This is a genomic window from Hypericibacter adhaerens (assembly GCF_008728835.1).
In the GTDB taxonomy this organism is placed as follows: domain Bacteria; phylum Pseudomonadota; class Alphaproteobacteria; order Dongiales; family Dongiaceae; genus Hypericibacter; species Hypericibacter adhaerens.
Window position 1 is genome coordinate 1,108,210 of record NZ_CP042582.1, and the last position, 26,371, is coordinate 1,134,580.

The 26,371-nt window shown below is 66.6% G+C and carries 23 protein-coding genes; 11 read left to right on the forward strand and 12 right to left on the reverse strand.

Features of this window, described 5'->3' with window-relative positions; translation table 11 throughout:
* Nucleotides 1-265: 265 nt before the first annotated feature.
* From FRZ61_RS04970 to copM, 3 genes are all read right to left on the reverse strand, one after another.
* Entirely contained in the window at nt 266-511 is a 246-nt protein-coding gene (locus FRZ61_RS04970) for a hypothetical protein (protein ID WP_151115359.1), read from the reverse strand.
* Between the two features lie 375 nt (nt 512-886).
* Nucleotides 887-1,414 (reverse strand): c-type cytochrome, encoded by a 528-nt coding sequence (locus tag FRZ61_RS04975; protein WP_151115361.1) that lies wholly within the window; start codon nt 1,412-1,414, stop codon nt 887-889.
* A 287-nt stretch (nt 1,415-1,701) separates the two neighbouring features.
* Nucleotides 1,702-2,406, reverse strand: coding sequence for a CopM family metallochaperone (gene copM, locus FRZ61_RS04980; protein ID WP_151115363.1), 705 nt, complete (start codon nt 2,404-2,406; stop codon nt 1,702-1,704).
* Nucleotides 2,407-2,664: 258 nt separating this feature from the next.
* Here copM and FRZ61_RS04985 point away from each other — a divergent pair, with 258 nt between their 5' ends.
* Nucleotides 2,665-3,867, forward strand: coding sequence for a pyridoxal phosphate-dependent aminotransferase (locus FRZ61_RS04985; protein WP_151115365.1), 1,203 nt, complete (start codon nt 2,665-2,667; stop codon nt 3,865-3,867).
* Here the strand turns inward: FRZ61_RS04985 and FRZ61_RS04990 are convergent.
* Nucleotides 3,864-4,577: an exopolysaccharide biosynthesis protein gene (locus tag FRZ61_RS04990; RefSeq protein WP_151115367.1), complete on the reverse strand. Its 714-nt coding sequence runs from the start codon at nt 4,575-4,577 to the stop codon at nt 3,864-3,866. The two genes, FRZ61_RS04985 and FRZ61_RS04990, sit on opposite strands and share 4 nt — an antisense overlap.
* 322 nt (nt 4,578-4,899) lie before the next feature.
* Here FRZ61_RS04990 and FRZ61_RS04995 point away from each other — a divergent pair, with 322 nt between their 5' ends.
* The 6 genes from FRZ61_RS04995 to FRZ61_RS05020 all read left to right on the forward strand — a co-directional run bounded on the left by FRZ61_RS04995 (nt 4,900) and on the right by FRZ61_RS05020 (nt 12,339).
* Nucleotides 4,900-6,948, forward strand: coding sequence for an elongation factor G (locus FRZ61_RS04995; RefSeq protein WP_151115369.1), 2,049 nt, complete (start codon nt 4,900-4,902; stop codon nt 6,946-6,948).
* Nucleotides 6,949-7,121: 173 nt separating this feature from the next.
* Nucleotides 7,122-7,607: a Dps family protein gene (locus FRZ61_RS05000; RefSeq protein ID WP_151115371.1), complete on the forward strand. Its 486-nt coding sequence runs from the start codon at nt 7,122-7,124 to the stop codon at nt 7,605-7,607.
* Between the two features lie 276 nt (nt 7,608-7,883).
* Nucleotides 7,884-8,846: a protein-methionine-sulfoxide reductase catalytic subunit MsrP gene (gene msrP, locus FRZ61_RS05005; RefSeq protein WP_151115373.1), complete on the forward strand. Its 963-nt coding sequence runs from the start codon at nt 7,884-7,886 to the stop codon at nt 8,844-8,846.
* Between the two features lie 310 nt (nt 8,847-9,156).
* A complete protein-coding gene (locus tag FRZ61_RS05010) occupies nt 9,157-10,356 on the forward strand; it encodes a glycine C-acetyltransferase (protein ID WP_151115375.1) in 1,200 nt (399 codons plus the stop codon).
* Between the two features lie 36 nt (nt 10,357-10,392).
* Complete coding sequence (gene tdh, locus FRZ61_RS05015) at nt 10,393-11,418, forward strand: L-threonine 3-dehydrogenase (protein WP_151115377.1); 1,026 nt, start codon at nt 10,393-10,395, stop codon at nt 11,416-11,418.
* A gap of 213 nt (nt 11,419-11,631) precedes the next feature.
* Nucleotides 11,632-12,339: a hypothetical protein gene (locus FRZ61_RS05020; protein WP_151115379.1), complete on the forward strand. Its 708-nt coding sequence runs from the start codon at nt 11,632-11,634 to the stop codon at nt 12,337-12,339.
* Between the two features lie 16 nt (nt 12,340-12,355).
* On the opposite strand, the gene FRZ61_RS05025 is transcribed toward FRZ61_RS05020, so the two are convergent.
* The 3 genes from FRZ61_RS05025 to trxB form a co-directional block, all read right to left on the reverse strand.
* Nucleotides 12,356-12,853 carry a PAS domain-containing protein gene (locus FRZ61_RS05025; RefSeq protein WP_191909304.1) on the reverse strand — a complete coding sequence of 166 codons (498 nt, stop codon included), beginning with the start codon at nt 12,851-12,853 and terminating at the stop codon, nt 12,356-12,358.
* Between the two features lie 586 nt (nt 12,854-13,439).
* A complete protein-coding gene (locus tag FRZ61_RS05030; protein ID WP_151120691.1) occupies nt 13,440-14,330 on the reverse strand; it encodes a LysR family transcriptional regulator in 891 nt (296 codons plus the stop codon).
* A gap of 93 nt (nt 14,331-14,423) precedes the next feature.
* Nucleotides 14,424-15,395 carry a thioredoxin-disulfide reductase gene (gene trxB / locus FRZ61_RS05035; RefSeq protein WP_151115383.1) on the reverse strand — a complete coding sequence of 324 codons (972 nt, stop codon included), beginning with the start codon at nt 15,393-15,395 and terminating at the stop codon, nt 14,424-14,426.
* 356 nt (nt 15,396-15,751) lie between these two features.
* Here trxB and FRZ61_RS05040 point away from each other — a divergent pair, with 356 nt between their 5' ends.
* Together FRZ61_RS05040 and FRZ61_RS05045 are read left to right on the forward strand one after the other, a co-directional pair.
* A complete protein-coding gene (locus FRZ61_RS05040) occupies nt 15,752-16,249 on the forward strand; it encodes an Lrp/AsnC family transcriptional regulator (RefSeq protein WP_151115384.1) in 498 nt (165 codons plus the stop codon).
* Between the two features lie 58 nt (nt 16,250-16,307).
* Nucleotides 16,308-17,153, forward strand: a complete 846-nt coding sequence (locus FRZ61_RS05045; protein ID WP_225309121.1) for a protein-L-isoaspartate O-methyltransferase family protein — start codon at nt 16,308-16,310, stop codon at nt 17,151-17,153.
* A gap of 37 nt (nt 17,154-17,190) precedes the next feature.
* Here FRZ61_RS05045 and FRZ61_RS05050 read toward each other — a convergent pair whose 3' ends face one another.
* The 5 genes from FRZ61_RS05050 to carA all read right to left on the reverse strand — a co-directional run bounded on the left by FRZ61_RS05050 (nt 17,191) and on the right by carA (nt 23,526).
* Complete coding sequence (locus FRZ61_RS05050; RefSeq protein WP_151115386.1) at nt 17,191-17,895, reverse strand: pyridoxamine 5'-phosphate oxidase family protein; 705 nt, start codon at nt 17,893-17,895, stop codon at nt 17,191-17,193.
* A complete protein-coding gene (gene greA / locus FRZ61_RS05055) occupies nt 17,852-18,325 on the reverse strand; it encodes a transcription elongation factor GreA (RefSeq protein ID WP_151115387.1) in 474 nt (157 codons plus the stop codon). The genes FRZ61_RS05050 and greA overlap by 44 nt, the downstream gene beginning before the upstream one ends.
* 117 nt (nt 18,326-18,442) lie before the next feature.
* Nucleotides 18,443-21,685: a carbamoyl-phosphate synthase large subunit gene (gene carB, locus FRZ61_RS05060; protein WP_151115389.1), complete on the reverse strand. Its 3,243-nt coding sequence runs from the start codon at nt 21,683-21,685 to the stop codon at nt 18,443-18,445.
* Between the two features lies 1 nt (nt 21,686).
* Nucleotides 21,687-22,328, reverse strand: coding sequence for a hypothetical protein (locus FRZ61_RS05065; protein ID WP_151115391.1), 642 nt, complete (start codon nt 22,326-22,328; stop codon nt 21,687-21,689).
* 1 nt (nt 22,329) lies between these two features.
* Nucleotides 22,330-23,526 carry a glutamine-hydrolyzing carbamoyl-phosphate synthase small subunit gene (gene carA / locus FRZ61_RS05070; RefSeq protein ID WP_151115393.1) on the reverse strand — a complete coding sequence of 399 codons (1,197 nt, stop codon included), beginning with the start codon at nt 23,524-23,526 and terminating at the stop codon, nt 22,330-22,332.
* Nucleotides 23,527-23,810: 284 nt separating this feature from the next.
* On the opposite strand from carA, the gene FRZ61_RS05075 reads away from it, so the two are divergent.
* Both FRZ61_RS05075 and dnaG read left to right on the forward strand, forming a co-directional pair.
* On the forward strand, nt 23,811-24,269 hold the full coding sequence (locus tag FRZ61_RS05075; RefSeq protein WP_151115395.1) for a GatB/YqeY domain-containing protein: 459 nt from the start codon (nt 23,811-23,813) through the stop codon (nt 24,267-24,269).
* A gap of 164 nt (nt 24,270-24,433) precedes the next feature.
* Nucleotides 24,434-26,329 carry a DNA primase gene (gene dnaG / locus FRZ61_RS05080; protein WP_151115397.1) on the forward strand — a complete coding sequence of 632 codons (1,896 nt, stop codon included), beginning with the start codon at nt 24,434-24,436 and terminating at the stop codon, nt 26,327-26,329.
* Nucleotides 26,330-26,371: the final 42 nt, after the last annotated feature.

The window sequence follows — 26,371 nt, forward strand, 5'->3', positions numbered from 1 at the left end:
CGGAGCCCGGCGGGGCCCCTTTCACGGAATTCAGCTTGGGCATGGCCCCAGATATAGCGAGCGTCACCCGCCCTGGGTAGGGGCGGGGAGGGAAGACCTTGTCGCGTCCGGGGAGATTGTCAGGGCCTGTCAGGGGGCGGCGGCGAGCGGGGCCTGGCCCCGAGAGCCGGATTCCGCAAAAGAAAACCCGGCCTCTGCGGGAGGCCGGGAGGGCGGACGGGGCCGCTCTAAGGGGAACCGACTGTCATGAACGGGTCGGACCCTGTCACCGGTCCGACTCATCCAGGTGATGCGACCAAGCCGGGACTGAAGGCCCCAGCTGGGCCACGCTGACGAGGCCCGGCGGCGGTTTGAGGCCGAGAGACTCGGCCACACGCGGAACCGACAGCACGAGCAGCGCCAACAACATGGCGCCCGACATCAGACCGATCCGGATGCTGGCGATCAGCTTGCGGCCCTTGCCGCCTTGGATCGACCCGTTGCCCTGCGCAAACTTGGCATTACCGCGCATCCTGCACCCCCTTAACCCTTCGCATGCATCCCGAAGCGGCCCTCTCGGCCGTCGGGACGATCCAGATATGGTCGCTCGCTGTGGCGAGACACGTTCCCCAAAGGGGCGTTTCCGTGATTCTTTGCGGCGGAATTGTGGCGCCATCCTTGGCGTCCCGATTCGGCGCCGCGCGTCCTCACCTCTCGCCGGTCTTCGATGATTGCGCGCAGCGCGGTTGCGGCCCTGTTAAGGGGCGTGGTTAACGCGCGGGATTTTTTCCCAAGCGGTCGATGCCGGCAAATTTGGCGCGAATGCGCGCGATCTCTCGGCAGCGAGAGATCGCACCTGTCTCGAGTTTCTCGCCCCCTCCCGCAAGGGGAGGGGGCGTGAGCTCTGTTACTGCGGCACCGCGACCGTGAAGTAGGGCGCCGTGGGCTTCTCCTGGGGGCCGAAGGGACCCGGTACCTTGTGCGGGAAGGGCGGGAGCGACTTGAGATAGGCCACCAGCGCCTTGGCATCGGCGTCCGTGAGCGCGCCATAGGAATGCCAGGGCATGATCGGCGCCAGCTCGCGCCCGTCCGGCCGCACGCCCTTGCGCACCGCATCGATGATCTCGGCCTCGCTCCAATGGCCGAGACCGGTCTCCTGGTCGGGCGTCAGGTTGGGCGGATAGAACACGCCGAGGCCCGGGATCTCGAAGCCGAGATCGGAACCGCCCAGCGGATGGGTCAGGTCGGGCTGGGGCGTCATCGCGCCCGGTGTATGGCAACCGCCGCAATCCATGATGGTCGCGAGATAGCGGCCGCGTTCGACCTTGCTCTCGGCCTGGGCGGCGGTCGCTCCGACCAGACCGAAGCCGGCCAGGCCGAAGGCGAGCGCGAGGATGGCGGCGCGCGCTGGAAGCTGCGTCTTGATCGTAGGCATGGGTTGGGCCTCTCCCCTGGAGGTGTGACGCCGGCTTCTCAGCCGGCGCGGATCCGGGGTGCGAAGCGGCGACCACACGCCGCTGATGAACCCGCCCCCGTTCGTCAGGGGCGTCGTTCTACGGGAGAAAATCCGCGCTTGTCGAGAGGCGATGCACAGGATTCAACGCAGTGCCGCCATGCGGGGAGAACATCGTTTCACGTCCCCGCTCTGGCGGCAACAATGCACGACATAGATGAAACAATTCCTGCCGTTCTAGAGGCGATCGACCCTGCGTTTCGCCTCGATCATTGCGCGGCCGGATGGTTCGCCAACCAGTCCTTCATCATGTCCAGCTCCTTCTGCTGCGCCGAGACGATGTTCTGTGCGAGCTGCTTGATTTGCGGGTCCTTGCCATATTGCAGTACGGCTTGCGCCATCGCGACGGCACCCTCGTGATGCGCGATCATGTGCGCGACGAAGTCGCGATCGGCGTCGCCGCTGTAAGGCTGGTTCATCGCCCGGTGCATCTGCATCTCGGCCTGCCACAACGCCTGGGATCCCCGAGCGCCATTGCCCATCATGCCGCCGCCCATCATGCCGGGGCCGACGCCATAACCTTGCTGGCCCATCATGCCGGGACCCATGCCATACGCCGGTGCGTTCATCGTGCCTGCGCCATAGCCGCAGCCCATGCAGCCCGGGCCATAGCCGTAGCCCATCATCATGCCGGGCCCGTAGCCATAGCCCATCATTCCCGGCATCCAGCCTTGACGCATCATCGGCATCCCGCCGCCCGCCATCATCTGTTGCATCACGCCGAACATCTGCTGATGCAGTTCCAGCATCTGTTCCCGCAAATCCTGAAGCTGCTGCTGGGTCTGGTCCTGTTGTGCCGCTGCCGGTTCGGGGCTTGCGGCCAGGCTGAAGACAAAGGCGAGGATGACGGCGGTGCCGGACAGCCATCCTGCGAATCGATGGATGGCGGCAGGTCTGATCGTGTCAAAGTTCATGTCGGTCGCTCCTTGATAGGGGTTTCCCGTCCGCGGGCCCCAGGGTCACGGCGGCCACCCTAAAGCTTCCCGCCCGGGAAGGTTCAAGGGCCGCTGCGGCCGCCGGCCGTCACGGTGACAATTTTGGCAGCGGCCGAAACGGGTTACCGTCTTGCGCCCCAGGGAGGCCGCCACTATCTTCGCGCCGCCGGCCGCGTGCCGGAATCCGCACGCCGCCCGCATCCGTTTCTCTCCTCTCAAGAGCCCCGGGAAATCGCCATGGCCTTCCTCGCTGACCGTCTCGACCTGATCAAGCCGTCCCCCACGATCGCCGTTACCATGAAGGCGCGCGAACTGAAGGCGGCCGGCCGCGACGTGATCGGCCTCGGGGCCGGCGAGCCGGACTTCGACACGCCCGACAACATCAAGGCGGCGGCGGTCGAGGCGATCCGCCGCGGCGACACGAAATACACCAATGTCGACGGCACGCCCGAGCTCAAGAAGGCGATCTGCGGCAAGTTCGAGCGCGAGAACGGCCTGTCCTATAAGGTCGACGAGATCACCGTCGCCTCGGGCGGCAAGCAGATCATCTATAACGCGATGGTCGCGACCCTCAATCCGGGCGACGAGGTGGTGATCCCCGCGCCCTACTGGGTGTCCTATCCCGATATCGTGCTGCTCTGCGAGGGCAAGCCGGTGTTCGTGCCCTGCGGCCAGGAGAGCGGCTTCAAGATGCAGGCGCGCGATCTCGACCGCGCCATCACGCCCAAGACCAAGTGGGTCATCCTCAACAGCCCGTCCAACCCGACCGGCGCCGCCTATACCCGCGACGAGCTCAAGGCGCTGACCGACGTGCTGGTCAAGCATCCGCATGTCTGGATCCTCACGGACGACATGTACGAGCACCTGGTCTACGACAATTTCGTCTTCACCACCCCGGCGCAGATCGAGCCGCGGCTCAAGGACCGCACCGTGACGATGAACGGCGTCAGCAAGGCCTATTGCATGACCGGCTGGCGCATCGGTTACGCGGCAGCCCCCGTGGCGCTGATCAAGGCGATCGCCAAGGTGCAGTCGCAGAGCACCTCGAACCCCTGCTCGGTGAGCCAGGCCGCCTCGGTCGAGGCGCTCAACGGGCCGCAGGATTTCATCGCCAAGCACAACGCCGTCTTCAAGCAGCGCCGCGACATGGTCGTCGAGATGCTGAACCAGGCGAAGGGGCTGAAGTGCCACAAGCCGGAAGGCGCGTTCTATGTCTATCCGTCCTGCGCGGGCACCATCGGCAAGCGCACGCCCGAGGGCAAGGTGATCGCCAGCGACGACGATTTCGTCGCCTATATCCTCGAAGCCGAGGGCGTGGCGGCGGTGCAGGGTTCGGCCTTCGGGCTTTCGCCCTTCTTCCGCATCTCCTACGCGACCTCGACCGAGGCGCTGAAGGATGCCTGCACCCGCATCCAGCGCGCCTGCGCGAAGCTGGGCTAGGCGCCGGTCCAGCCGAGGATCGCGGCGGCGACGGTCTTGATCGCCGCCCAGCCGGCGCTCAGCGCAAAGATCATCGCGGCATTGCCCAGCAGCGCCGCGATGAGCGCGCTGACGCCGTCGCGCTGAATCAACGCCAGCCCGAACAGGACGATCGGTGCCGAGAGCAGGCTGCCGGTGGGCGGGATCGGCAGCGCCAGCAGCAGGCTCAGCATCAGGCAGAGGGTGGCGATCAGCGAGATCGCGAGCGGCGTCAGCATGAGCGGCAGGCGCGGGCGCAGGATCCGTTCGACCTTGGCGAGCCAGGGGGCGGCCCGGCCGACGATGCGGCGATAGGCATCGCGCTCGACCTTGTGTCGTGCGAGCCACCGCGGCAGCCAGGGGTGGGGCTGCTGCAGGATCATCTGGACGCTCAGGATCGCGAGCGGGATGCCGAACAGGGCCGACAGGCCCGGGATCGGATTCGGGATGAGATTGGGCAGCCCGAACAGCACCAGCAGCACGCCATGGCCGCGATGCTCCAGAGCCGTGACCAGGCTTTCGAGATCGATCTGCCCTTTGCGCCAGGAACGCCCGAACGCGACCAGCAGGCGAGAGACGCTGTCGTGACCGTCTGGGCCGCCGTGGGCGGGCGGCTGTGAATCCCGGGCATGGTCGCCGCGCATGGCGCCGGTCGTCGCTGGCGGCGAAGGGGGTGTCGCTGCGGCTGACATGGAGCGTCCGTCCTCCCGGTGGAAACGGGCGAAAGCGGAGGGGCGGCTTCCACCACCAGGGATCGGGGGTCGGCGAGCCCATGGCCCCTATAGACGGATTCAACGAGGGGCCAGGTGCGAGGTTCCTGCAGAACCCGCTTCCGATCCGGCCTCGATCTTTCCCTGGGTTCAGAACGCATTGCGGCAAAAGGGCCGGCGGAGTTTTCCCCCTTGCCACTGCGCCGCACACGCCCGGATGATGAGGGCAACCAAGGGCGGAAGGCTCCGCCAGGGCCGAACCGCCCCTTTTCGTGACGACACAACGCGATCAGGGAGTATGGCCATGGGCGAGAAAACGACGGCGGCGCCCCGTTGCGCCGCCTTGGTGGGTCCTTATCTCAGCGGCAAGACGACGCTGCTCGAAAGCCTCCTCTTCGTCACCGGTGCCGTGTCCAGGAAGGGCACCATCAAGGAAGGCAACACGGTCGGCGACAGCGCACCTGAAGCGCGCGCCCGCAAGATGTCGGTCGAGATCGCCTCGGCCACGACCGAGTTCCTCGGCGAATCCTGGTGCTTTCTCGATTGTCCCGGCTCCGTCGAGCTCGCCCGCGAAGCGCAGCAGGCGCTCATGGTGGCCGACGCCGCCATCGTGGTGTGCGAGCCCGAGCCGGCCAAGGCGCTGACCCTGGCGCCGCTGCTGAAATTCCTCGACGACCGCAAGATCCCCCACCTGCTGTTCGTCAACAAGATGGACATCGCGCCTTATCGCGTGGCCGAGCTGATGGCGGCGCTGCAGGCGGTGTCGGCGCGCCCGCTGGTGCTGCGCCAGGTGCCGATCCGGACCGCGGACAAGAACGGCGTCGACCAGATCACGGGCTATGTCGATCTGGTGAGCGAGCGCGCCTATCAGTACAAGCCGGGCCAGCCCTCGGATCTGATGAAGATGCCGGAGACGGTGCTGGAGCGCGAGCAGACGGCGCGCCGCTCCCTGCTGGAATCGCTGGCCGACTTCGACGATGCGCTGCTCGAGCAGCTGCTGGAGGACGCGGTGCCCTCCAAGGACAGCATCTATCAGCAGCTGACCAAGGATCTGGCCGCCGACCTGATCGTGCCGGTCTTCCTGGGCGCGGCCGAGCGCGATCATGGCGTGCGCCGGCTGCTCAAGACGCTGCGCCACGAGGTGCCGGATGTACGCGAGACCGCGAAGCGGCTCGGTATCGCTTCCGACGCAGGCGACACCGTCGCGCAGGTGTTCAAGACCTATCATCAGGCCCATACCGGCAAGCTCTCGCTGGCCCGCGTCTGGAGCGGCAAGCTGCAGGACGGGATGACGCTCTCGGGCCATCGCGTGGGCAGCGTGTCGCGGATGAAGGGCCATGAGCTGGCGAAGCTTGCGGGTGCCGCAGCCGGCGAGGTGGTGGCGCTGGGGCGCATGGAGGAGGTGGCCGGTGGCGCGTTGCTCTCGGCCTCCGGCAAGGCCAGGACGACCACGCCCTGGCCGGCGAAGCCGGCGCCGCTGTTCTCGCTCGCCATCGACACCGAGAACCGCGCCGACGAGGTCAAGCTGACGGCGGCGCTGCACAAGCTGGTCGAGGAAGACGAGGCGCTGTCGGTCGATCAGAATCCCGACACGCACGAGCTGGTGCTGTGGGGGCAGGGCGAGATCCATCTGCAGATCGCCATCGATCGGCTCAGGCTCAAATACAACCTGCCGGTCAAGTCGCACCGTCCCCAGGTCAATTACAAGGAGACCATCCGCAAGGGCACCAAGCAGCATTCCCGCTTCAAGCGCCAGAGCGGCGGCCATGGCCAGTTCGCCGACATCCATGTCGGCATCTCGCCCTTGCCGCGCGGCAAGGGCTTCGAGTTCCACGACGAGATCGTGGGCGGTGCCGTCCCGCGCCAATACATCCCCTCGGTCGAGGAAGGGGTGCGCGAGTATCTCGTGCGCGGGCCGCTGGGCTTTCCGGTGGTCGACCTCGCCGTCACCCTGACCGACGGGCAGTTCCACACGGTTGACAGCTCGGACATGGCCTTCAAGACCGCCGCCCGCATGGCGATGACCGAGGCCCTGCCCAACTGCGAGCCGGTGCTGCTGGAGCCGATCTATGCCGTCACCGTGACGGTGCCGACGGAGTTCACCTCGCGCGTCCATGGCCTCATCAGCGGCCGGCGCGGGCAGATCCTGGGCTTCGACGCCAAGGAGGGCTGGTCGGGCTGGGACGAGGTCAGCGCGCATATGCCGCAGTCGGAGCTGCACGACCTGATCATCGAGCTGCGTTCGCTCACACTCGGCGTCGGGACCTTCGCCTGGAAGTTCGATCACCTGCAGGAGCTGATCGGGCGAATCGCCGACAAGGTCGTCGAGCAGCGGGTCCAGCCGGCGCATTGAGCGGCGACGGCCCGCCGGCCCGGGAGTTTTCGCCGTCGGCGCCTGTCACAGTTTGGAAATGATCCAGATCGGGCTTGAAGGTCCGATTCAGGCGTCTATAAACTCGGCCGCGGCCCGCAACGGGCCGCCGGACCGGATGCCATCGATTTTGAACCGTTGGGGGAGACAAGGACATGGGAAAGAAGGATGAGATGCCGATCGAGATCGGCATCTCGGAGAAAGATCGCAAGAAGATCGCCGATGGCCTGTCGAACCTGCTGGCCGACAGCTACACGCTCTATCTCAAGACCCACAATTTCCATTGGAACGTGACCGGCCCGATGTTCAACACGCTGCATCTCATGTTCGAGACGCAGTACACCGAGCTGGCGCTCGCGGTCGATCTCATCGCCGAGCGCATCCGCGCGCTGGGTCATCCGGCGCCGGGCAGCTACAAGGCCTATTCGAAGCTCTCCTCGATCAAGGAAGCCGACGGCGTGCCGGACGCGGAGGAGATGATCCGCCAGCTGGTCGCCGGTCAGGAGGCGGTGACGCGCACCGCCCGCAGCGTCTTCCCGGTCGTCGACAAGGCGCATGACGAGCCGACCGCCGACCTGCTGACCCAGCGCATGCAGGTTCACGAGAAGAACGCCTGGATGCTCCGCAGCCTGCTCGACTGAGAACTTTTCCCCTCCCCCTCGTTTACGAGGGGGAGGGTTGCGCAGGCTCAGGCGAGACGAAGTCGAGCCTTGGCCGGAGCTGGAAGAGGGCGGTCTCTCCGGGCGCGCACCGCACCCCTCACCCTTCCATCGCGTCGCCATGGGTCCCTCCCTCTCCCCACAAGGTGGGGCGGGGGTTGTTTTCCGGATCGCAATCGCCTCACCCTTTCTTGAGTTGAGCGGAGCGGGCGCCGGGCCTAGCTCTGTATCGGCCCATTCAGGAGAGGAGTGCCTGCCATGCTGATTCGGACCCGACGGCGCTGGGAACTGCCGGAGCGGATGGCGACGCCCGAGGCCCTGTTCCGCGACCGCCGGCGCCTGCTGAAGGGGCTGGCGCTGGGGCCGATCCTGCTGGCCGGCGCCGGCGCGATGCCGGCCGAAGCGGCCATGGAGGATCCCTCCGCCAAGCTCTATCCGGTGACGCGCAACGACAGCTACACGCTCGACCGGCCGTTGACCGAGGAGAAGTTCGCGACCAGCTGGAACAATTTCTACGAGTTCAACGACAGCAAGGACGTGGTCGACGATGCCCAGGCGCTGCCGATCCGCCCCTGGAGCGTGAAGATCGACGGCATGGTGGCGCAGCCGATGGAGATCGCGATCGACGATCTTCTCGCCAAGATGCCGCTCGAGGAGCGGCTCTATCGCCATCGCTGCGTCGAGGCCTGGTCGATGGCGGTGCCCTGGAGCGGCTTCCCGCTGAAGGCGCTGGTGGCGATGGCTCAGCCTTCGGCGGGCGCCAAATACCTGCGCATGGAGACCTTCATGAACCCCGACGCGGCGCCGGGCCAGCAGCAGAGCTGGTATCCCTGGCCCTATGTCGAGGGGCTGACGCTCGCGGAAGCGACCCACGATCTGGCCTTCATCGCGACCGGCGTCTATGGCAAGCCGCTGCCGGCCCAGAACGGATCGCCGCTGCGCCTGACCGTGCCGTGGAAATACGGCTTCAAGTCGATCAAGTCGATCGTGCGCTTCAGCTTCACCGACCAGCAGCCGATGAATTTCTGGCAGGCGCTGCAGGCGAGCGAGTACGGCTTCTGGGCCAACGTCAATCCCGAGGTGCCGCATCCGCGCTGGAGCCAGGCGCATGAGCGCGTGCTCGGCACCGACCAGGTGGTGGCGACCCAGCTCTTCAACGGCTATGCCGACGAGGTCGCCGGCCTCTACAAGGACCTGCAGAACGAGCGGCTTTACGCGTAGGCCTTGGTCAGATCTCGCTCTGCATCACCCCTCCCCCTACCCCCTCCCGCAAGGGGAGGGGGCTGGTACATCAAGCATCGCGCCCCCTCCCCTTTGCGGGAGGGGGTAGGGGGAGGGGACGTTTCAGGATCGAACAGAGCGCAGATCGTCGGGCGCGTTCGAAGCTTGAAATCAGAGCGTAGCGATCACTTAAGAGACGCCGTGTCAACGCGGTTGCCCCGCGGCTGCGCAATGATGCCCCGTTGCCGGCCCGTCGCGGAACCGTCAAGGTCACGGGCAGCGCAGCATGCCTTGCCGAAGGGACGCTCTCATGACGGCCGCCTTCCTTGCCCATATCGACGCCACCCTGGCGCAGATCCGCGCCGACGGCTTCTACAAGGCGGAACGGCGCATCGCCACGCCGCAGAACTCGGCCATCCGCCTCGAGAACGGGGCCGAGGTGCTGAACTTCTGCGCCAACAACTATCTGGGGCTGGCCGACGACCCGCGGCTGATCGAGGCCGCGCGCAAGGGCCTCGACCAGTACGGCTTCGGCATGGCCTCGGTCCGCTTCATCTGCGGCACCCAGACCCTGCATAAGGAGCTGGAGGCCGCGCTGAGCCGGTTCCTCGGCACCGAGGACACGATCCTCTATTCGAGCTGCTTCGACGCCAATGGCGGGCTGTTCGAGACGATCCTGGGCGAGGAGGACGCCGTCATCAGCGACGCCCTCAACCATGCCTCGATCATCGACGGCATCCGGCTCTGCAAGGCCAAGCGCTACCGCTACGCCAACAACGACATGGCCGACCTCGAGGCCCAGCTCAAGGCGGCGACCGAGGCCGGCGCCCGCTTCAAGCTGATCGCCACCGACGGCGTGTTCTCGATGGACGGCATCATCGCCAACCTCAAGGGCATCTGCGAGCTGGCCGACCGCCATGACGCGCTGGTCATGGTCGACGATTCCCACGCCGTCGGCTTCATCGGGGCGCAGGGGCGGGGCACGCCCGAGCATTGCGGGGTGGCGGACCGGATCGACATCTATACCGGTACCCTCGGCAAGGCGCTGGGTGGCGCCAGCGGCGGCTATACCGCGGGACGCCGGCCGATCGTCGAACTGCTGCGCCAGCGCTCGCGGCCCTATCTCTTCTCCAACAGCCTGGCGCCGGCGATCGCCGCCGCTTCGCTCGCCTGCCTGGCGCTGCTGGGCACGGCGGAGGGGGCCGGGCTGCGCCGCAAGGTCCGGGAGAACGGCGCCTATTTCCGCGAGAAGATGGCGACGCTGGGCTTCAAGCTGGTGCCGGGCGAGCACCCCATCATCCCGGTGATGCTGGGCGATGCCAAGCTCGCCTCCGCCATGGCCGAGGCGCTCCTCAAGGAGGGCGTCTATGTCATCGGTTTCAGCTATCCTGTGGTGCCCAAGGGCCAGGCGCGGATCCGCACCCAGATGAGCGCCGCCCACAGCCGGGAGCAGATCGACCGCGCCGTCGCCGCGTTCGCCAAGGTCGGCAAGGCGCTGGGCGCGATCTGAGGCGTCCCCAACCGAACGAGGAATGAAGGGCTTGTCATGCGTGCGCTGGTGAAGACGGTGGCCGGGCCCGGCCTGACCCTGACCGACGTCAGGGATCCCGAGGTCGGCCACAACGACGTGATGATCCGGATCAAGAAGACCGCGATCTGCGGCACCGATATCCATATCTGGAAATGGGACGAGTGGGCGCAGAAGACGATCCCGGTGCCGATGCATGTCGGCCATGAATATGTCGGCGAGATCGTCGATATGGGCGTCGAGGTGAAGGGATTCAAAGTCGGCGACCGGGTCTCGGGCGAGGGCCATATCACCTGCGGCTATTGCCGCAACTGCCGGGCCGGCCGGCGCCATCTCTGCCGCCATACGGTCGGCGTCGGCGTCAACCGCGAGGGCGCCTTCGCCGACTTCCTGGTGATCCCGGCCTTCAACGCCTTCAAGATCCCGGCCGAGATCAGCGACGATCTGGCCTCGATCTTCGATCCCTTCGGCAACGCCACCCACACCGCGCTGAGCTTCGACCTGGTCGGCGAGGATGTGCTGATCACCGGGGCCGGCCCCATCGGCATCATGGCCGCCGCCATCGCGCGCCATGTCGGCGCCCGCCATGTCGTCATCACCGACGTCAACGACTACCGGCTCGGCCTCGCCAAGAAGATGGGCGCCACCCGCAGCGTCAACGTCACGAAGGAATCGCTCAAGGACGTGATGAGCGAGATCGGCATGGTCGAGGGCTTCGATGTCGGGCTCGAGATGTCGGGCGTGCCGACGGCCTTCTCCGACATGCTGTCGGTCATGAACCATGGCGGCAAGGTGGCGCTGCTCGGCATCCCGCCCGCCAACACCGCGATCGACTGGAACCAGGTCATCTTCAAGGGCCTCGAGATCCGCGGCATCTATGGCCGCCAGATGTTCGAGACCTGGTACAAGATGGTGGCGATGCTGCAGAGCGGCCTCGATCTGACGCCGGTCATCACGCATCATTTCAAGGTCCAGGACTATGTCGCCGGCTTCAACACCATGCTGTCGGGCCAGAGCGGCAAGGTGGTGCTGGACTGGCGTTGATGCCGGGTGGCTGGCAGGCCTGGATTCCCGGAACCCCCACCGGTAGAAATAGGGAAGCCGCGCTCGCGCGGATTCTTCGATGTCGACGGACGGGGGGGCTCCATGCCGGTTTCGTGCGATTGGCTTTCGGACCGGTTCCCCGGCATCCGTGGTTTCCTGGCGGCCACCCTGCTCCTGGCTCTGGCGGGCTGTGCCGGCGGCCTGGATCCGGCGATGCCGGTGGCCGACAGCCACGGCGTCATGACCCTCGATGTCGGCGGCATGCCGGTGAAGTTTCAGCCCATCGACGGCTGGTGCCCCGCCTCGCGCGATCTGACCCGTAGCGTCCTCCGCGAGGCGCAGGAGGAGATCAAGGTCCTGGTCGTGTTCGGGGGCTGCAAGGAAATGCGGACGGCACACGATATCGACGATCCGATTCCCAATTTCGGGATGCTGGCGGTCCCGACAGAGATGTGGAGCACCGACATCGGGAACGACCGTGCGGCGTTCGTCGACCTGATCGCCGAGAACTTGGGAGCGATCGACTTGGCCGCGGCGATGAAGGAAGAGATGGACTCCCGACGCGCGCAGATTCAAAGCCGGATCGACGCGGCGAAGCGAGCGGGCATGACTCTGCAGGTTGACGACCCGATCGATCTCGGTCTCCTGGTTCATGACGACGACGCGGCCTGCTTCGGCGTCAACCTGAGAGTGGTGACGGGCCTCGCCAGTTCCGATGCCTATACGAAAGACATCGGCATCGTGACGCTGTTCTGTGCGACAGAGCTACAAGGTCGCGCCGTCATCTGCATGATGCAGACGCAGTTGGAGCCCTCGCCGCGGAGCAGCCGCAGCCGTTCGCTCGAGCCCGTGCTGAAGCTGGTGCGCTCGCAGGTGAAGCGGTTGATCGAGCTCAACCCCGATCAGGGACTGGCGATCTGACAGCGCGGGGGCCGGCTTATCTCTGGAGCTCGAGCCGCGGCCGGAAATAGATCGCGCCGAGGATCATGTTGACATGCTCGCCATCGTCGGAGAGCGGCAGCAGCAGCTTGGCCTGGCGCGCGAGCTTGCCTTCGCTCGAGAGGATGTCGGACTCGTAATAGGCGGGCCGGCCCTCGTCGAAGACGATCTCCCATTGCGGCAGGACCGCCTTGCGCTCGCTGTCGGCCGTCATGGCCTCGACGCCGCGGCCGGTGCGCCGCGCGTCATGGCCGTAGAACTCCTCGATGCGGGTGCCCTCGAGCCGGTAGCGGAACTCGATGAACCTGCCGGTCGGAAACTCGACCAGCACCAGATTACCGAGCCATTCCTTCATCTCGATCGGATCGAGATCGCGGCGTGCCGGCATGCGCCGGGCGCCGGCCTTGCCTTTCCAATAGGCGTGGAGCGCTTTCAGCCGGGGATCGCGGATATCGGTTTCCTGGAACATCGCGACGGCGGGGGCAACGCTCGGCAAGGCGACACTCATGATCGAGGGGGGACCGTCGGCTGATGATGGGGATGGTGCGCGGCGGGTTCGGCCGCGGGCGGGCGATATTGTCCAGGCCGGGTTAAGAATCCCATGACGCCGGATGCCGCGGGGGCGGCCCGTCCGGGCCGTTGCCGGATCGTTCCCCCCGAGGGAAAAACGCCGCCGCGCCGCTTATCGGGTTATGCACCCGGCGAGGGCGGTCGCCGGAGCCTTCCCGCAAAAGAAAAAGCCGGGCCCAAAGGCCCGGCAAGTTAAACAGGGAGGCTTCACGTCTGGGAGACGTAAGGGTCCGAAGACCCTCATCCGGGCCTTGCACCCGGATCCGATGTGGCGAAACCAAGGGCTTCGCCGAAACTCGTTCGGCTGCTTCGCGATTGTGCGATGCAGCAGATATTAGAATAAGTAGCGAAGCTGTCCGCTCGGACCAGAGTCAAAATCACAAGCGAGATATGCGCCAATCGCATACCATTTTCCTTCGCCTCGCAGACCGGTTTCGAGAGCTCTCCTCCTGAATGTCATCCTATTGACTTCAAAGAACGATTGCGGCAGCGGGCGATCATTGGTCGACGAATCAGGATTCGGTCGCCGCCACTTTTCTCAGAAGAAAATCGCGAAAGACCTGGATGCGTTTCGAGTTGCGCAGTTCCTCCGGATAGACGAAGTAGGCGTCGACTCGGGGGCCTTCAAGCTCGGGCAGGATGCGCACGACGTTCGGCGTGTCGTGCGCCATGTAGGTCGCGAGGCTCGCGATGCCGATGCCGCTCTGGACGGCGCGCAGGATGGCGTAGCTGTTGTTGACGGTGAGCGCCGCCTGGCGCGGCCGGTCGGGCGGCGTGCCGGCGCGCAGGAGCCAGTTCACTTCCGGCACCGGCGGGCGGACCTCCTCGCCGAACACGATGATGCGGTGCTTGTCGAGATCGGCGGCGCTCTCGGGCGCGCCGTAGCGCTTGATGTAGTCGGGCGCCGCGTAGATCGGCATGCGCACCGTCATCAGGTGGCGCTGGATCAGGCCGGGCTGGCGCGGCGGCGCCATGCGGATGGCGACGTCGGCCTCGCGCATGCTGAGATCGAGCTCGCGGTCCTCGAGCACGAGATCGACGCCGACATCGGGATAGAGATCGACGAACTCGGCCATGCGCGGCGTGAGCCAGGTCGAGCCGAGCGCCACGGTCGCCGTGATCTTGAGGCGGCCTTTGGGCCGCTCCTTGCTTTCGGCGAGCTGCGCCTCGGTCATGGCGAGCTTTGCGAATACGTCATGGGCGGTGCGGTAGAGCAGCTCGCCCTGCTCGGTGAGGATCAGGCCGCGCGCATGGCGGTGGAACAGCACGACATTGAGGCTCTCCTCGAGCGCGCTGATCTGCCGGCTCACCGCCGACTGCGAAAGGTTCAGCACCTCGCCCGCATGGGTGAAGCTGCCGGCCTCCGCGACCGCGTGAAAGATCCTGAGCTTGTCCCAATCCATGGCCATGGCCGGATCGGCCCCCTGACGCAAATCTGATTGACCTGCCGCATCCCGTCCCTTCCGGCGCGGGCAGGCACCCCTGAACCGGCCCGGCTATTCCGCCGCGGCCGGCTCGCTTTCGGCTTCCTCGGCGGCCAGGAATCGCTCGGCCTCGAGGGCGGCCATGCAGCCCATGCCGGCCGCCGTTACGGCCTGGCGGAACACCTTGTCCTTGACGTCGCCCGCCGCGAACACGCCGCGGACCGAGGTCTGCGTGCTGTCGGGCCGGGTCACGACATAGCCGTCGGCATCGATCTCGATCTGGCCCTTGAAGAGCTCGGTCGCCGGCGTATGGCCGATGGCGACGAAGAACCCCTCGCAGGCAAGCTCGCTGGTCTTGCCGCTCTTCACGTTGCGCAGCCTGACACCGGTCACGCCCGGCGGATCGCCGGCCGAGAGCACCTCCTCGACCACGCTGTCCCAGATGACGTTGATCTTCGGATTCTTGAACAGCCGGTCCTGCATGATCTTCTCGGCGCGGAAGCTGTCGCGCCGATGCACCACCGTGACCTTGCTGGCGATGTTGCTCAGATAGATCGCCTCCTCGACGGCGGTGTTGCCGCCGCCCACCAGCACGACCTCCCTGCCGCGGAAGAAGAAGCCGTCGCAGGTGGCGCAGGCCGAGACGCCCGAGCCGCGCAGCCGCTGCTCGCTCTCGAGCCCCAGCCAGCGCGCCTGGGCGCCGGTGGCGATGACGATCGCGTCGGCGATGTAGACATCGCCGCTGTCGCCGGTGGCGCGGAAGGGCCGGCGCGACAGATCGATCGTGGTGATGGTGTCGGCCTCGATGCGCGTGCCCACATGGAGCGCCTGGGCGCGCATCTGCTCCATCAGCCAGGGGCCCTGGATCACGTCGGCGAAGCCCGGATAGTTCTCCACGTCGGTGGTGATGGTCATCTGGCCGCCGGGCTGGATGCCCTCGAGCAGCATCGGCTTCAGGTTGGCGCGCGCGGCATAGATCGCCGCCGTCAAGCCGGCGGGACCCGAGCCGATGATCAGGAGTTTGAGGTGATGCTGCTGCGCCATGAGGGGCCGATCCTTGGGCTCGTCGTTTTCCAGATGAGGCGACACTAGCGGGCCGACTCGCTTGCCGGATAGCGACGCCAATCTGTTGCGGGACCCCGCCTGAAGGGACCCGCTGGGACGGCGCCGGAGCTCGCGAAAACCGGTCTCCTCACATTAAGGGTGGGGCGGCCGCGGAAACAAGCCATGCTCCGAACGCGGAGCTCTGCAAATTTCGGTCAGAATCCTTGTTTCTCCTGGGGTTAAGCGCCCAGTGGCGCTCTCTACCCAGGCGCCGGAACCGGCGGCGACGGCTGGCGGCCCTGCCGGTTCGGCAATATAATTGCGCATAACCCGCCACCGCCCGCCCGAGGGAAACCATGCGCCGGGTCAAGCTCGACCGAATCGACCGGAAGATCCTCAGCGACCTCCAGCAGGACGGCCGCATGACGAATGTGGACCTGGCGAAGAATGCCGGGATCTCGGCGCCGCCCTGCCTCAGGCGCGTGCGCGCGCTGGAGGAGGCCGGCTTCATCCGCGGCTACCATGCCGATCTCAATGCCGAGGCCCTGGGCTATGGCGTGACGGTGTTCGCGCAGGTCGGCCTCTCGAGCCAGGCCGAGCATGACCTCAAGGCCTTCGAGGCGCTGACCAACTCCTGGCCGGAGGTGCGCGAGTGCCACATGCTGGCCGGCGAGACGGATTTCCTCCTGAAGGTGGTCGCGGTCGACTGGGACGCCTATCAGCGCTTCCTCACCACCAAGCTGACGCCCGCCCCCAACGTCAGCCACGTCAAGTCGGCGCTGGCCATCCGCACCTGCAAGAACGCGCCGGGCGTGCCGATCGACCTCGAGGACGAGCTGGTCGCGGCACAATAGGGTGCCTCGCGCGGCGCAGCCTTCTCCCCCGACATCGCCGGACAGCGGAGCGACTCCCGTGAGCGAAGAGCGCCTCCTGCCGTTCCGCCAACTCTATGCCGATCTCCTGATGGCACCGCTGAAAGGGCCCGCGGTCGAGCGGCTGCGCGATGCTTTCCGCTCGATTCCCCGGGAGCGGTTTCTCGGCCCCGGTCCGTGGCGGATCTTCACCGACGGCGGCTATGTCGTGACTCCCTCCGACGATCCCGCCCTGATCTACCAGGATCTCGTCGTGGCGCTCTCGGCGGAGCAGGGCATCAATAACGGCGAGCCCAGCCTTCATGCGCGGTCGCTGATGGCGCTCGATCCGCGCCCCGGCGAGACGGTCACCCATGTCGGCACCGGCACCGGCTATTACACGGCCATCCTGGCCCATCTGGTCGGCCCCGAAGGTGCCGTACATGGCATCGAGATCGACGCGCCTCTTTCCCGCCGGGCCGCGGGCCTTCTCGCCGACCGGCCGAACGTCACGATCCATAACCGGTCGGGCGCGAGCGGGCCGCTGCCGCCCAGCGACGTCATCTACGTCAATGCGGGCGCGACGCATCCGGCGGAGGCTTGGCTCGAGGCCCTGCGCCCGGGCGGCCGCCTGCTGTTTCCGCTGACGCCCGACAAGGGCTGGGGCGGCATGTTGCTGATCGAGGCGGGAACGCGGGGTTTCGAGGCGGAATTCGTGACGCCGGCGATGTTCATCGCCTGCCAGGGCTTGCGCGAGGCGGAAGCGGCGCAGCGGGCACGCCAAGCCTTCGCGCGCGGCGATGCCGTCAAGGTGCGTTCCTTGCGACGGGGAATCCCGCCGGACGAGAGTTGCTGGCTGGCGTGGGAAGGTGGATGGCTCTCGACCGCGCCCCTCGCCGCGGCGTGACAGCGACCTGACGCCCCCGCGCGAGGCGAGCGACGCGCTATTCCGTCTCGCCCTTCAGCCGCGCCACTTCCTCTTCCAGCTCCTGGATCCGCGCCAGCATCGCGCCGGCCGCGGCCTCGACCTCCTCGGCGGTGAAGAGCTGGGGGATATGCTGCGGGCAGTTCACGTCCCAGCCTTCGAGGCGGAAGCGGATCGCGCGCTGCGGGCGAAGGCGGGATTGGGGCGGGGTCAGCCGCTCGATGAGCGCGGGATCGTCCTCGATCACCTCGGCGCGGCCCCAGAGCTTGATGCGCTGGCGGTGCGCATAGTCGATCGCGAAGATGATGGCACGGTCGTTCTCGCTGAGATTGCCCAGCGTGATGTATTGCTTGTTGCCGGGCAGGTCGGCGAAGGCCAGATGCTTCTCGTCCAGCGCCGCCAGGAAGCCCGGCGGCCCGCCGCGATGCTGGATATAGGGGCGGCCGTCGGCGCTGGCCGTGCCGAGGAAGAAGCTGTTGCGCTCGGCGAGCCAGGCCGCCAGCTCCGGCGTGACGCTGTTGCGGGCCGGGCTGCGCTCGATCTCCTCGTTGCGCCCGCGCGAGCCCAGCCGCGCCTGCACGGCCTTGACCGCGTCGGTGAAGGCGACGTCGAAGAAGCCGCGCGGTTCGGAGACCGCGGAACCGTCGGGCGGTTCCGCGGCAGAGCCGTCCCCGGCCGTGCTACTTGAACGCGACCTTGGTGATTTCGTAGGACTTGGAGCCACCGGGCGTCGTCACCTCGATGCTGTCGCCGACATGCTTGCCGATGAGGGCGCGCGCGAGCGGCGAGGAGATCGACAGCCGCTTGGAGGCGATGTCGGATTCGTCCTGCCCCACGATCTGGTAGATCGTCTTCTCCTCGGTGTCCTCGTCCAGCAGCGTGACGGTGGCGCCGAACTTCACTTCCTTGCCCGACAGGCGGCTGACATCGATCACCTCGGCGCGCGAGATCTTGTCCTCGAGCTCGGCCACCCGGCCCTCGATGAAGCTCTGGCGCTCGCGCGCGGCGTGATACTCCGCGTTCTCCGACAGATCGCCATGCTCACGCGCCTCGGCGATGGCGCGGATCACGGCCGGGCGTTCGACCGACTTCAGATGCTTCAGTTCCTCTTCCAGGCGCGCGAAGCCTTCCGCCGTCATGGGAATCTTGGTCATGCCATTCCAACCACGAGATCAAAAAACGGTGCTGTCACGGGATAGGGAGGCGGCCGACCCCGCTTCATGCTGAGGTCAAAAGCACACCGTCGGCCGCAACCCGCGTTGGGCCGATTATCAGAACCCGCGCTTAAAGTACGATTGCAGCGGCGCGACTTCAAGCGGGCCGGCGGCCAGTGCGGCAATTGCCGCGACCGCCGCCCGCGCTCCAGAAACCGTTGTATAGTAAGGGATATTGCCCAAAAGTGCGGTTTGCCGGATGGAGGCGCTGTCGGCGATGGCGGCCGCCCCCTCGGTGGTGTTGAAAACCAGCTGGACCCGGCCGTTCTTCATGGCGTCGACCACGTGGGGCCGGCCTTCCAGCACCTTGTTGATCCGGGTGACGGGCAGGCCTTCGCCGGCCAGGAAGCGCTGGGTGCCGGCCGTCGCGATCAGGGTGAAGCCCATCTCCACCAGCTTCCGGCCCAGCGGGATCATCGCCGATTTGTCATGATCCTTGACCGAGATGAAGACCGTGCCCTTGGTCGGCAGATCGACGCCGGCGCCGAGCTGCGATTTGGCGAAGGCGCGGCCGAAATCGCGGTCGAGCCCCATCACCTCGCCGGTCGATTTCATCTCCGGCCCCAGGATCACGTCGACGCCGGGGAAGCGGGCGAAGGGGAAGACCGCCTCCTTGACCGCGATATGCCCGTCATTCATCGCCTTGGGCTTGAGATCGGCGAGCTTCTCGCCGGCCATGACGCGGGCCGCGATCTTGGCGATCGGCTGGCCGGTCGCCTTGGCGACGAAGGGAACCGTGCGGCTGGCGCGCGGATTGACCTCGAGCACATAGATCACGCCGTCCTTGACCGCGAACTGCGTGTTCATGAGGCCGACGACATTGAGCGCCTTGGCCAGCGCGATCGTCTGGCGCTCGAGCTCGGCGACGATTTCGGGCTCGAGGTGATAGGGCGGCAGCGAGCAGGCGGAATCGCCCGAATGGATCCCGGCCTCCTCGATATGTTCCATGATGCCGGCGACATAGACGTCCTTGCCGTCGGCGACGGCATCGACATCGACCTCGACCGCGTCCTGCAGGTAGGAATCGATCAGCACCGGGCTCGAGCCCGAGACCGTGACCGCCGTCTTGATGTAGCGCTCGAGATCGGCGTCGTTATGGACGATCTCCATGGCGCGCCCGCCCAGCACATAGGAGGGACGGATCACGACCGGATAGCCGATCTGGTTGGCGATCTTGAGCGCCTCGGGGCCGGAGCGCGCCGTGCCGTTCGCCGGCTGGCGCAGCTTGAGCTTGGCCAGGAGCGCCTGGAAGCGCTCGCGGTCCTCGGCCAGGTCGATCGCGTCGGGCGAGGTACCGAGGATCGGGATCTCGGCGGCCTCGAGGGCGGCCGCGAGCTTCAGCGGCGTCTGGCCGCCGAACTGCACGATGAGGCCTTCGAGCCTGCCCTTGCGCTGCTCGACCCGCGCCAGCTCGATCACGTCCTCGGCCGTCAGCGGCTCGAAATAGAGCCGGTCCGAGGTGTCGTAGTCGGTCGAGACGGTCTCCGGGTTGCAATTGACCATGATGGTCTCGAACCCGGCCTCCTTCAGCGCATAGGCCGCATGGACGCAGCAATAGTCGAACTCGATGCCCTGGCCGATGCGATTGGGGCCGCCGCCGAGGATGATGATCTTGCGCCGGTCGGAGGGATCGGCCTCGCATTCGGGCGGCTCGACGCCGTCGCCCTCGTAGGCGCTGTACATGTAGGGCGTGGCGGAGGGGAACTCGGCGGCGCAGGTATCGACGCGCTTATAGACCGGTGTCACGCCGGCGCGCCGGCGCGCGAGCGCGACCGAGGCCTCCTCCTTGCCCGTCAGCTCGGCGAGGCGCGCGTCGGAGAAGCCCATCTTCTTGAGGCGCACCCAGCCCGTGGCATCGGACGGCAGGCCGGCGGCGCGGACCCGGGCCTCGGCCGCCACCACCGCCTCGATCTCGCGCAGGAACCAGGGATCGTAATGGGTGATGGCATGGATATCCTCGACCGAGAGGCCGAGGCGGAAGGCCTGCGCCACGACCAGGAGCCGGTCGGGCGTGGGCCGCCCCAGCATGGCGCGCACCGCGTTGATCGGGTCGGCGCCGGGCACCGCCACCTCGTTGAAGCCGGTGAGCCCCGTCTCCATCGAGCGCAGCGCCTTCTGCACCGATTCCTGGAAGCTGCGGCCGATCGACATGGCCTCGCCCACCGACTTCATCGCGGTGGTGAGCAGCGGCTCCGCGCCCTTGAACTTCTCGAAGGTGAAGCGCGGCATCTTGGTGACGACATAGTCGATGGTCGGCTCGAAGGAGGCCGGCGTGACGCGGGTGATGTCGTTCTTGAGCTCGTCGAGGCTGTAGCCGACCGCGAGCTTGGCCGCGATCTTGGCGATCGGGAAGCCGGTGGCCTTCGACGCCAATGCAGACGAACGCGAGACGCGCGGGTTCATCTCGATCACGACCATGCGGCCGGATTTGGGATCGACCGCGAACTGCACGTTCGACCCGCCGGTATCGACGCCGATCTCGCGCAGGACCGCGATCGAGGCGTCGCGCATGATCTGGTATTCCTTGTCGGTCAGCGTGAGGGCGGGCGCCACCGTCACGCTGTCGCCGGTATGGATGCCCATCGGATCGATGTTCTCGATCGAGCAGATGATGATGCAGTTGTCGGCGCGGTCGCGCACGACCTCCATCTCGTATTCCTTCCAGCCCAGGACCGATTCCTCGATCAGCACCTGGCTGACCGGCGAGGCGCGCAGGCCGCCGGCCGCGATCTTCTCGAACTCGTCGCGGTTATAGGCGATGCCGCCGCCGGTGCCGCCCAGCGTGAAGGAGGGGCGGATGACGCAGGGCAGCCCGATCTCCTCCATCGCCTCGATGGCGTCTTCCAGCGTGTTGACGAGATGGCTGCGGGGGCTCTGCAGCCCGATGCGCTCCATCGCCTGGCGGAACAGCAGCCGGTCCTCGGCCAGCTCGATCGCCTCGGCCTTGGCGCCGATGAGCTCGACGCCGAGCCGCTCCAGCACGCCCGACTTGGCGAGCTTCATCGCGGTGTTGAGCGCGGTCTGGCCGCCCATGGTGGGGAGCAGCGCGTCGGGGCGCTCCTTCTCCAGGATGCGCGCCACGATCTCGGGCGTGATCGGCTCGATATAGGTGGCGTCGGCCATGCCCGGGTCGGTCATGATCGTCGCCGGGTTCGAGTTCACCAGGACGACGCGATAGCCTTCCTGCTTCAGCGCCTGGCAGGCCTGGGTCCCCGAATAGTCGAACTCGCAAGCCTGGCCGATCACGATCGGCCCGGCGCCGATGATCATGATCGATTTGATGTCGGTACGCTTCGGCATATTAAAACAACCACTTGATGATCGCGGTGGCTGCCACCTTTGCGAGCTCACCAATTGTCATTTCCGCGAACTTTCGTGCGACGAACTTTAAAGGGTCTAGGAGCAGAGCTTTAATTTCAGCACGCGTAGGGAAGGCGTGCTTGATGCGGTCGAGTCCAGTTTGGATCGCGGTGACAATCTGCTCTCGTTCATCTGCTTGCGAAGTTGCGTAACCGTTGTCCCCCCTGATAGCTTCTAAAGCAGCTTCAACTGAGTTCACGACTTCTTGATACTCTGGCTGTTGCCGGTCGATCTTCAAAGGTTGCCAAGTATCAGCTTGCTCGGGCGCGGATGCTCGAAGTGGGGCCTGTGCTTCTTCTTCTGCGTACTGCCCGATGACTGTCCATGAAGACTCCAATTGAGCTTCAACATATTCGATACCTCGGGCTGAAATCTCGAAGTGCTCCGGCCACCCCTCGCTACGTTCTAAGAGCCCTTCTTCAATAAGCGCCTGAATTGCCTTTCTCGCGATTAATGAAGAGGTGTCTTGAGGCGAGAATCTTTGCGCAGACGTAATGTGATAATGACCAGCGCTATTTGAATCATAAGCCTCATTCCAGATTAGAAAGAGGACCTTCTCTTTCACTTCTTGAAAGAGTGCCATGTCAGGCACCCCGCTTGTGTTTCTCGATCAGCTCGGCGAAGCGGTCGAAGAGATAGTGGCTGTCCTTGGGGCCGGGCGAGGCCTCGGGGTGGTACTGCACCGAGAAGACCGGCTTGTCCGTGAGCCTGAGGCCCTCGTTCGAGCCGTCGAAGAGCGAGACATGCGAGACCTCGACGCCCTCGGGCAGCGATTCCGGCAGCACGCAGAAGCCGTGGTTCTGGCTGGTGATCTCGACCTTGCCGGTGGCGAGGTCCTTGACCGGATGGTTGGCGCCGCGATGGCCGATCGGCATCTTCTTGGTCTTGCCGCCGAGCGCCAGCGCCAGGAGCTGGTGGCCGAGGCAGATGCCGAAGAGCGGAATGCCGGTCGCGAGCAGCTGGCGGATCACCGGTACCGCATACTGACCGGTGGCGGCCGGATCGCCGGGGCCGTTCGCCAGGAAGATGCCGTCGGGCTTGTGGCGCAGGATGTCCTCGGCGCTGGCCGTCGCCGGCACCACGGTGACCTTGGCGCCGACCGAGGCGAGGCAGCGCAGGATGTTGCGCTTGGCCCCGTAATCGACCGCGACGACATGGAAGCGCGGGCTCGTCTGCCGGCCATAGCCCTTCTCGAGCGTCCAGCGCGTTTCGTCCCACTCGTAGCTCTGCCGGCAGCTCACCTCGAGCGCCAGATCCATCCCGTCGAGCCCGGGCCAGGCCTTGGCTTCGGCGACGAGGGCCGCTTCGTCGAAATTCTTGTCCGGCGCGTGGCAGATCACGCCCGAGGGCGCGCCCGCGTCGCGGATGCGCCGCGTGAGCTGGCGCGTATCGATGCCGGCGATGCCGATCAGGTTGCGCGACTTGAGCCAGGCATCGAGATGCTGGGTCGCGCGCCAGTTCGAGGGCTCGGTGATGTCGGCACGCAGCACGAGACCGCGCGCGGCCGGCGTCACCGTCTCGATGTCCTCTTCATTGGTGCCGACATTGCCGATATGCGGAAAGGTGAAGGTGATGATCTGGCCGGCATAGGAGGGATCGGTCAGGATCTCCTGATAGCCGGTGAGCGAGGTGTTGAAGCAGACCTCGCCGACCGCCTTGCCCACGGCGCCGATGCCATGGCCCCAGATCAGATGCCCGTCCGCCAGCGCGAGAACCGCCGTGGCCCAGGAACGCCGCCCCCCTGACGAGTTCGGGGCGGGCGTGTGTCGGGGCTCGCTCATCGGCGGGTTGATCCTGGCGATCGCGGGGAGGAGGAGGTCGCGGCGCACCCGTATATTGTCACGCGCGCCGCGTCGCTCAAGTTGGCGGCGCTTGTAAGCAAAGCGGGCCCGCGCGTCAAGCCAGGAACTGCTTTATTTCTTTGAGCGAAATCAAGCCTTTGCACGAGCGCGGCGAAATTGCCTCGGAGGCTTCGATCCGCTACCCTGCGCCCTTTCCCGAAAGCGGCTGGAGTCGGCGGGCGTCAGGCCCGCATTTTCCGCCTTATCCCTATCGAGAGCGGCCCATGTTGCGCACCGACCTGAACGAAGCCCTGAAGACGGCCATGAAGACTCGTGACCAGCGCACGATCTCGACCGTCCGCCTCATCCTCGCGGCCCTCAAGGATCGCGACATCGCGGCGCGGCCCAAGGGCGTCACCGACGGCATCGGCGAGGAGGAGATCGTCGAGATGCTGCACAAGATGGTCCGCCAGCGCCGCGAATCGATCGAGCTCTATGAGAAAGGCGGCCGGCTCGAGCTGGCGCAGCAGGAGCAGGAGGAGATCGGCGTCATCGAGCGTTTCCTGCCCAAGCAGATGACCGAGGCCGAGATGGGCGAAGCCATCGCCGCCGCCATCGGCGAGACCGGCGCCTCGAGCATCAAGGACATGGGCAAGATCATGGGCCTGCTGAAGCAGCGCTTCGCCGGCCGGATGGATTTCGCCAAGGCCGGGCAGCTGGTGAAGCAGAAGCTGGGCGCTTGATCGGGGCGGCCAGCCCTCGCCTGCGGCAAGGCCGCGCCCTGCCGTTCCATTCGCGTAATCCCCATATTTAGCGGGATTTCACGCCTTGCCCCCGACTCGGGGGCAGGCCGACACTCTGTCACCCTTTCGAGGCCCTCGGCCGCTTCAGGAGTCCTGCGCCGTCCATGGCCTTTCCCCCGGAATTTCTCGACGAGCTGAGAAGCCGCCTGCCGCTGGCGGATGTGGTCGGGCGCCGGGTGAAGCTGCAGAAGCGGGGCCGCGATTTCGTCGGGCTCTGCCCCTTCCATAACGAGAAGACGCCCTCCTTCACCGTCAACGAGGAGAAGGGATTCTTCCACTGCTTCGGCTGCGGCGCCCATGGCGACGCGATCGGCTTCCTGATGCGGGCGGAGGGGGCGAGCTTTCCCGAGGCGGTCGAGCGGCTGGCCAACGAGGCGGGCCTGCCGGTGCCGCAGCCCGACCCCGAGGCGCGGGCCAAGGCGGAGCGCCAGAGCACGCTTTTAGGGGCGATGGAGGCGGCCGCCAAGTTCTTCGAGGCCGAGCTCAAGGGCCCGCGCGGTCGCACCGCGCGCGATTATATCGAGCATCGCGGCCTCGCCGAGGAAACCGTCGCGCGCTTCCGCCTCGGCTATGCGCCGGATTCCCGCGGGGCGCTGAAAGAGGCGCTGACCAGGCAGGGCATCCCCGAGGCGCTGCTGATCGAGGGCGGCCTCCTGATCAAGCCGCCGGATGGCGGGGCCTCCTACGACCGGTTCCGCGGCCGGGTGATGTTCCCCATCACCGACAAGCGCGGGCGCGTCATCGCCTTCGGCGGGCGGGTGATGGGCGAGGGAGAGCCCAAATACCTGAACTCGCCCGAGACGCCGCTGTTCCATAAGGGCCGCGTGCTGTTCGGCCTGGCCCAGGCGCAGGAGGCGATCCGCCAGAAGAGCGAGGTCATCGTCGCCGAGGGCTATATGGACGTGATCGGCCTGAGCCAGGGGGGCTTTGCCCAAGCCGTGGCGCCGCTGGGCACGGCTTTGACCGAGGAGCAGATCCTGCTGCTCTGGCGCCTGGCGCCGGAGCCGATCCTCTGTTTCGACGGCGACAATGCCGGCCAGCGGGCGGCCGCCCGGGGCGCCGACCGGGCCCTGCCGCTGCTCAAGCCCGGCTGCTCGCTGCGTTTCGCGCTGATGCCCAAGGGCGAGGATCCCGACAGCCTGATCAAGGCCCGGGGTCCCTCGGCCATGGAGGAGGTGCTGGTTCGGGCGACGCCGCTGGCCGACCTGCTCTGGGAGACCGAGACCGCCGGCCGGCGATTCGACACGCCGGAACGCCGGTCGGGCCTGCGCCAGCATCTGGGCGAGCTGGCGGCCCGGATCGCCGACCGCACGGTCCAGGAGGACTACCGGCTCGAGTTCGACCGGCGGCTGGCCGAGGCGTTCGGCTATGGCAACCGGCGGGGCGGGACGGGCGGTCCGGCGGCGGATCGCCGCGCCGGCGGCGGCAAGGGCGGCGGGACCGGGTTTGGCAGCAGCCGGGGGGCGGGGAACCGGTATCGCCAGGCCCCGGCCGAGCGGGGCGGAGCCGCGCTGCGCCAAGGGGTTCCGGACCCGGAACGTCGCCAGCCGGAGATGCTCCTGGGAATCGTAGTGACTCACCCCCGGATCGCCCATCTGCGGACCGAGGAATTGGCACATCTCGTGCTAGGCGACTCGCAACTTGACAAGCTTCGTCAAGCCATTATAGACCACGCCGCTGGCACGCCGGACCTTGACGTCGAGGGGTTGAAACGCCACTTGGTGGATGCTGGGTTTGGCGGCGTCCTGGACGCGCTAACCACCCGAAACAAGGGTCTTTCCGTCTGTCGCTCCGGGGTCGATGACACGGCCGCGGAAGAGGCGTTTGACCATCTGCTCGGTCTGATGAAGGAGAGACAGGCGCGGCTGGAGGCGGATCTCGCGGCCCAACGGCTCGGTGCCGAGGCGACAGCCGAGGCCTGGGCGCGGTTCCAGGCGGCGCAGCGCGAGAGCCTCGCGGGAGAGAGCCGCCGGCGCGACATCGATAAACGGGTGAAGTAAGCTCGCCGACTTTATAGGCCGGGCGCCGGAGTTTCCCGGGCG

Bases quoted from the DNA above. Each gene is read 5' to 3' on its own strand.
- greA (WP_151115387.1), bottom strand. From the start codon at position 18,325: ATGACCAAGATTCCCATGACGGCGGAAGGCTTCGCGCGCCTGGAAGAG.
- trxB (WP_151115383.1), bottom strand. From the start codon at position 15,395: ATGGCGCAGCAGCATCACCTCAAACTCCTGATCATCGGCTCGGGTCCC.
- FRZ61_RS05010 (WP_151115375.1), top strand. From the start codon at position 9,157: ATGACGGCCGCCTTCCTTGCCCATATCGACGCCACCCTGGCGCAGATC.
- tdh (WP_151115377.1), top strand. From the start codon at position 10,393: ATGCGTGCGCTGGTGAAGACGGTGGCCGGGCCCGGCCTGACCCTGACC.
- FRZ61_RS05030 (WP_151120691.1), bottom strand. From the start codon at position 14,330: ATGGATTGGGACAAGCTCAGGATCTTTCACGCGGTCGCGGAGGCCGGC.
- FRZ61_RS05000 (WP_151115371.1), top strand. From the start codon at position 7,122: ATGGGAAAGAAGGATGAGATGCCGATCGAGATCGGCATCTCGGAGAAA.
- FRZ61_RS04990 (WP_151115367.1), bottom strand. From the start codon at position 4,577: ATGTCAGCCGCAGCGACACCCCCTTCGCCGCCAGCGACGACCGGCGCC.
- dnaG (WP_151115397.1), top strand. From the start codon at position 24,434: ATGGCCTTTCCCCCGGAATTTCTCGACGAGCTGAGAAGCCGCCTGCCG.
- FRZ61_RS04975 (WP_151115361.1), bottom strand. From the start codon at position 1,414: ATGCCTACGATCAAGACGCAGCTTCCAGCGCGCGCCGCCATCCTCGCG.
- FRZ61_RS05065 (WP_151115391.1), bottom strand. From the start codon at position 22,328: ATGGCACTCTTTCAAGAAGTGAAAGAGAAGGTCCTCTTTCTAATCTGG.
- copM (WP_151115363.1), bottom strand. From the start codon at position 2,406: ATGAACTTTGACACGATCAGACCTGCCGCCATCCATCGATTCGCAGGA.
- carB (WP_151115389.1), bottom strand. From the start codon at position 21,685: ATGCCGAAGCGTACCGACATCAAATCGATCATGATCATCGGCGCCGGG.
- FRZ61_RS04985 (WP_151115365.1), top strand. From the start codon at position 2,665: ATGGCCTTCCTCGCTGACCGTCTCGACCTGATCAAGCCGTCCCCCACG.
- msrP (WP_151115373.1), top strand. From the start codon at position 7,884: ATGCTGATTCGGACCCGACGGCGCTGGGAACTGCCGGAGCGGATGGCG.
- FRZ61_RS04995 (WP_151115369.1), top strand. From the start codon at position 4,900: ATGGGCGAGAAAACGACGGCGGCGCCCCGTTGCGCCGCCTTGGTGGGT.
- FRZ61_RS05040 (WP_151115384.1), top strand. From the start codon at position 15,752: ATGCGCCGGGTCAAGCTCGACCGAATCGACCGGAAGATCCTCAGCGAC.
- carA (WP_151115393.1), bottom strand. From the start codon at position 23,526: ATGAGCGAGCCCCGACACACGCCCGCCCCGAACTCGTCAGGGGGGCGG.
- FRZ61_RS05075 (WP_151115395.1), top strand. From the start codon at position 23,811: ATGTTGCGCACCGACCTGAACGAAGCCCTGAAGACGGCCATGAAGACT.
- FRZ61_RS05020 (WP_151115379.1), top strand. From the start codon at position 11,632: ATGCCGGTGGCCGACAGCCACGGCGTCATGACCCTCGATGTCGGCGGC.
- FRZ61_RS04970 (WP_151115359.1), bottom strand. From the start codon at position 511: ATGCGCGGTAATGCCAAGTTTGCGCAGGGCAACGGGTCGATCCAAGGC.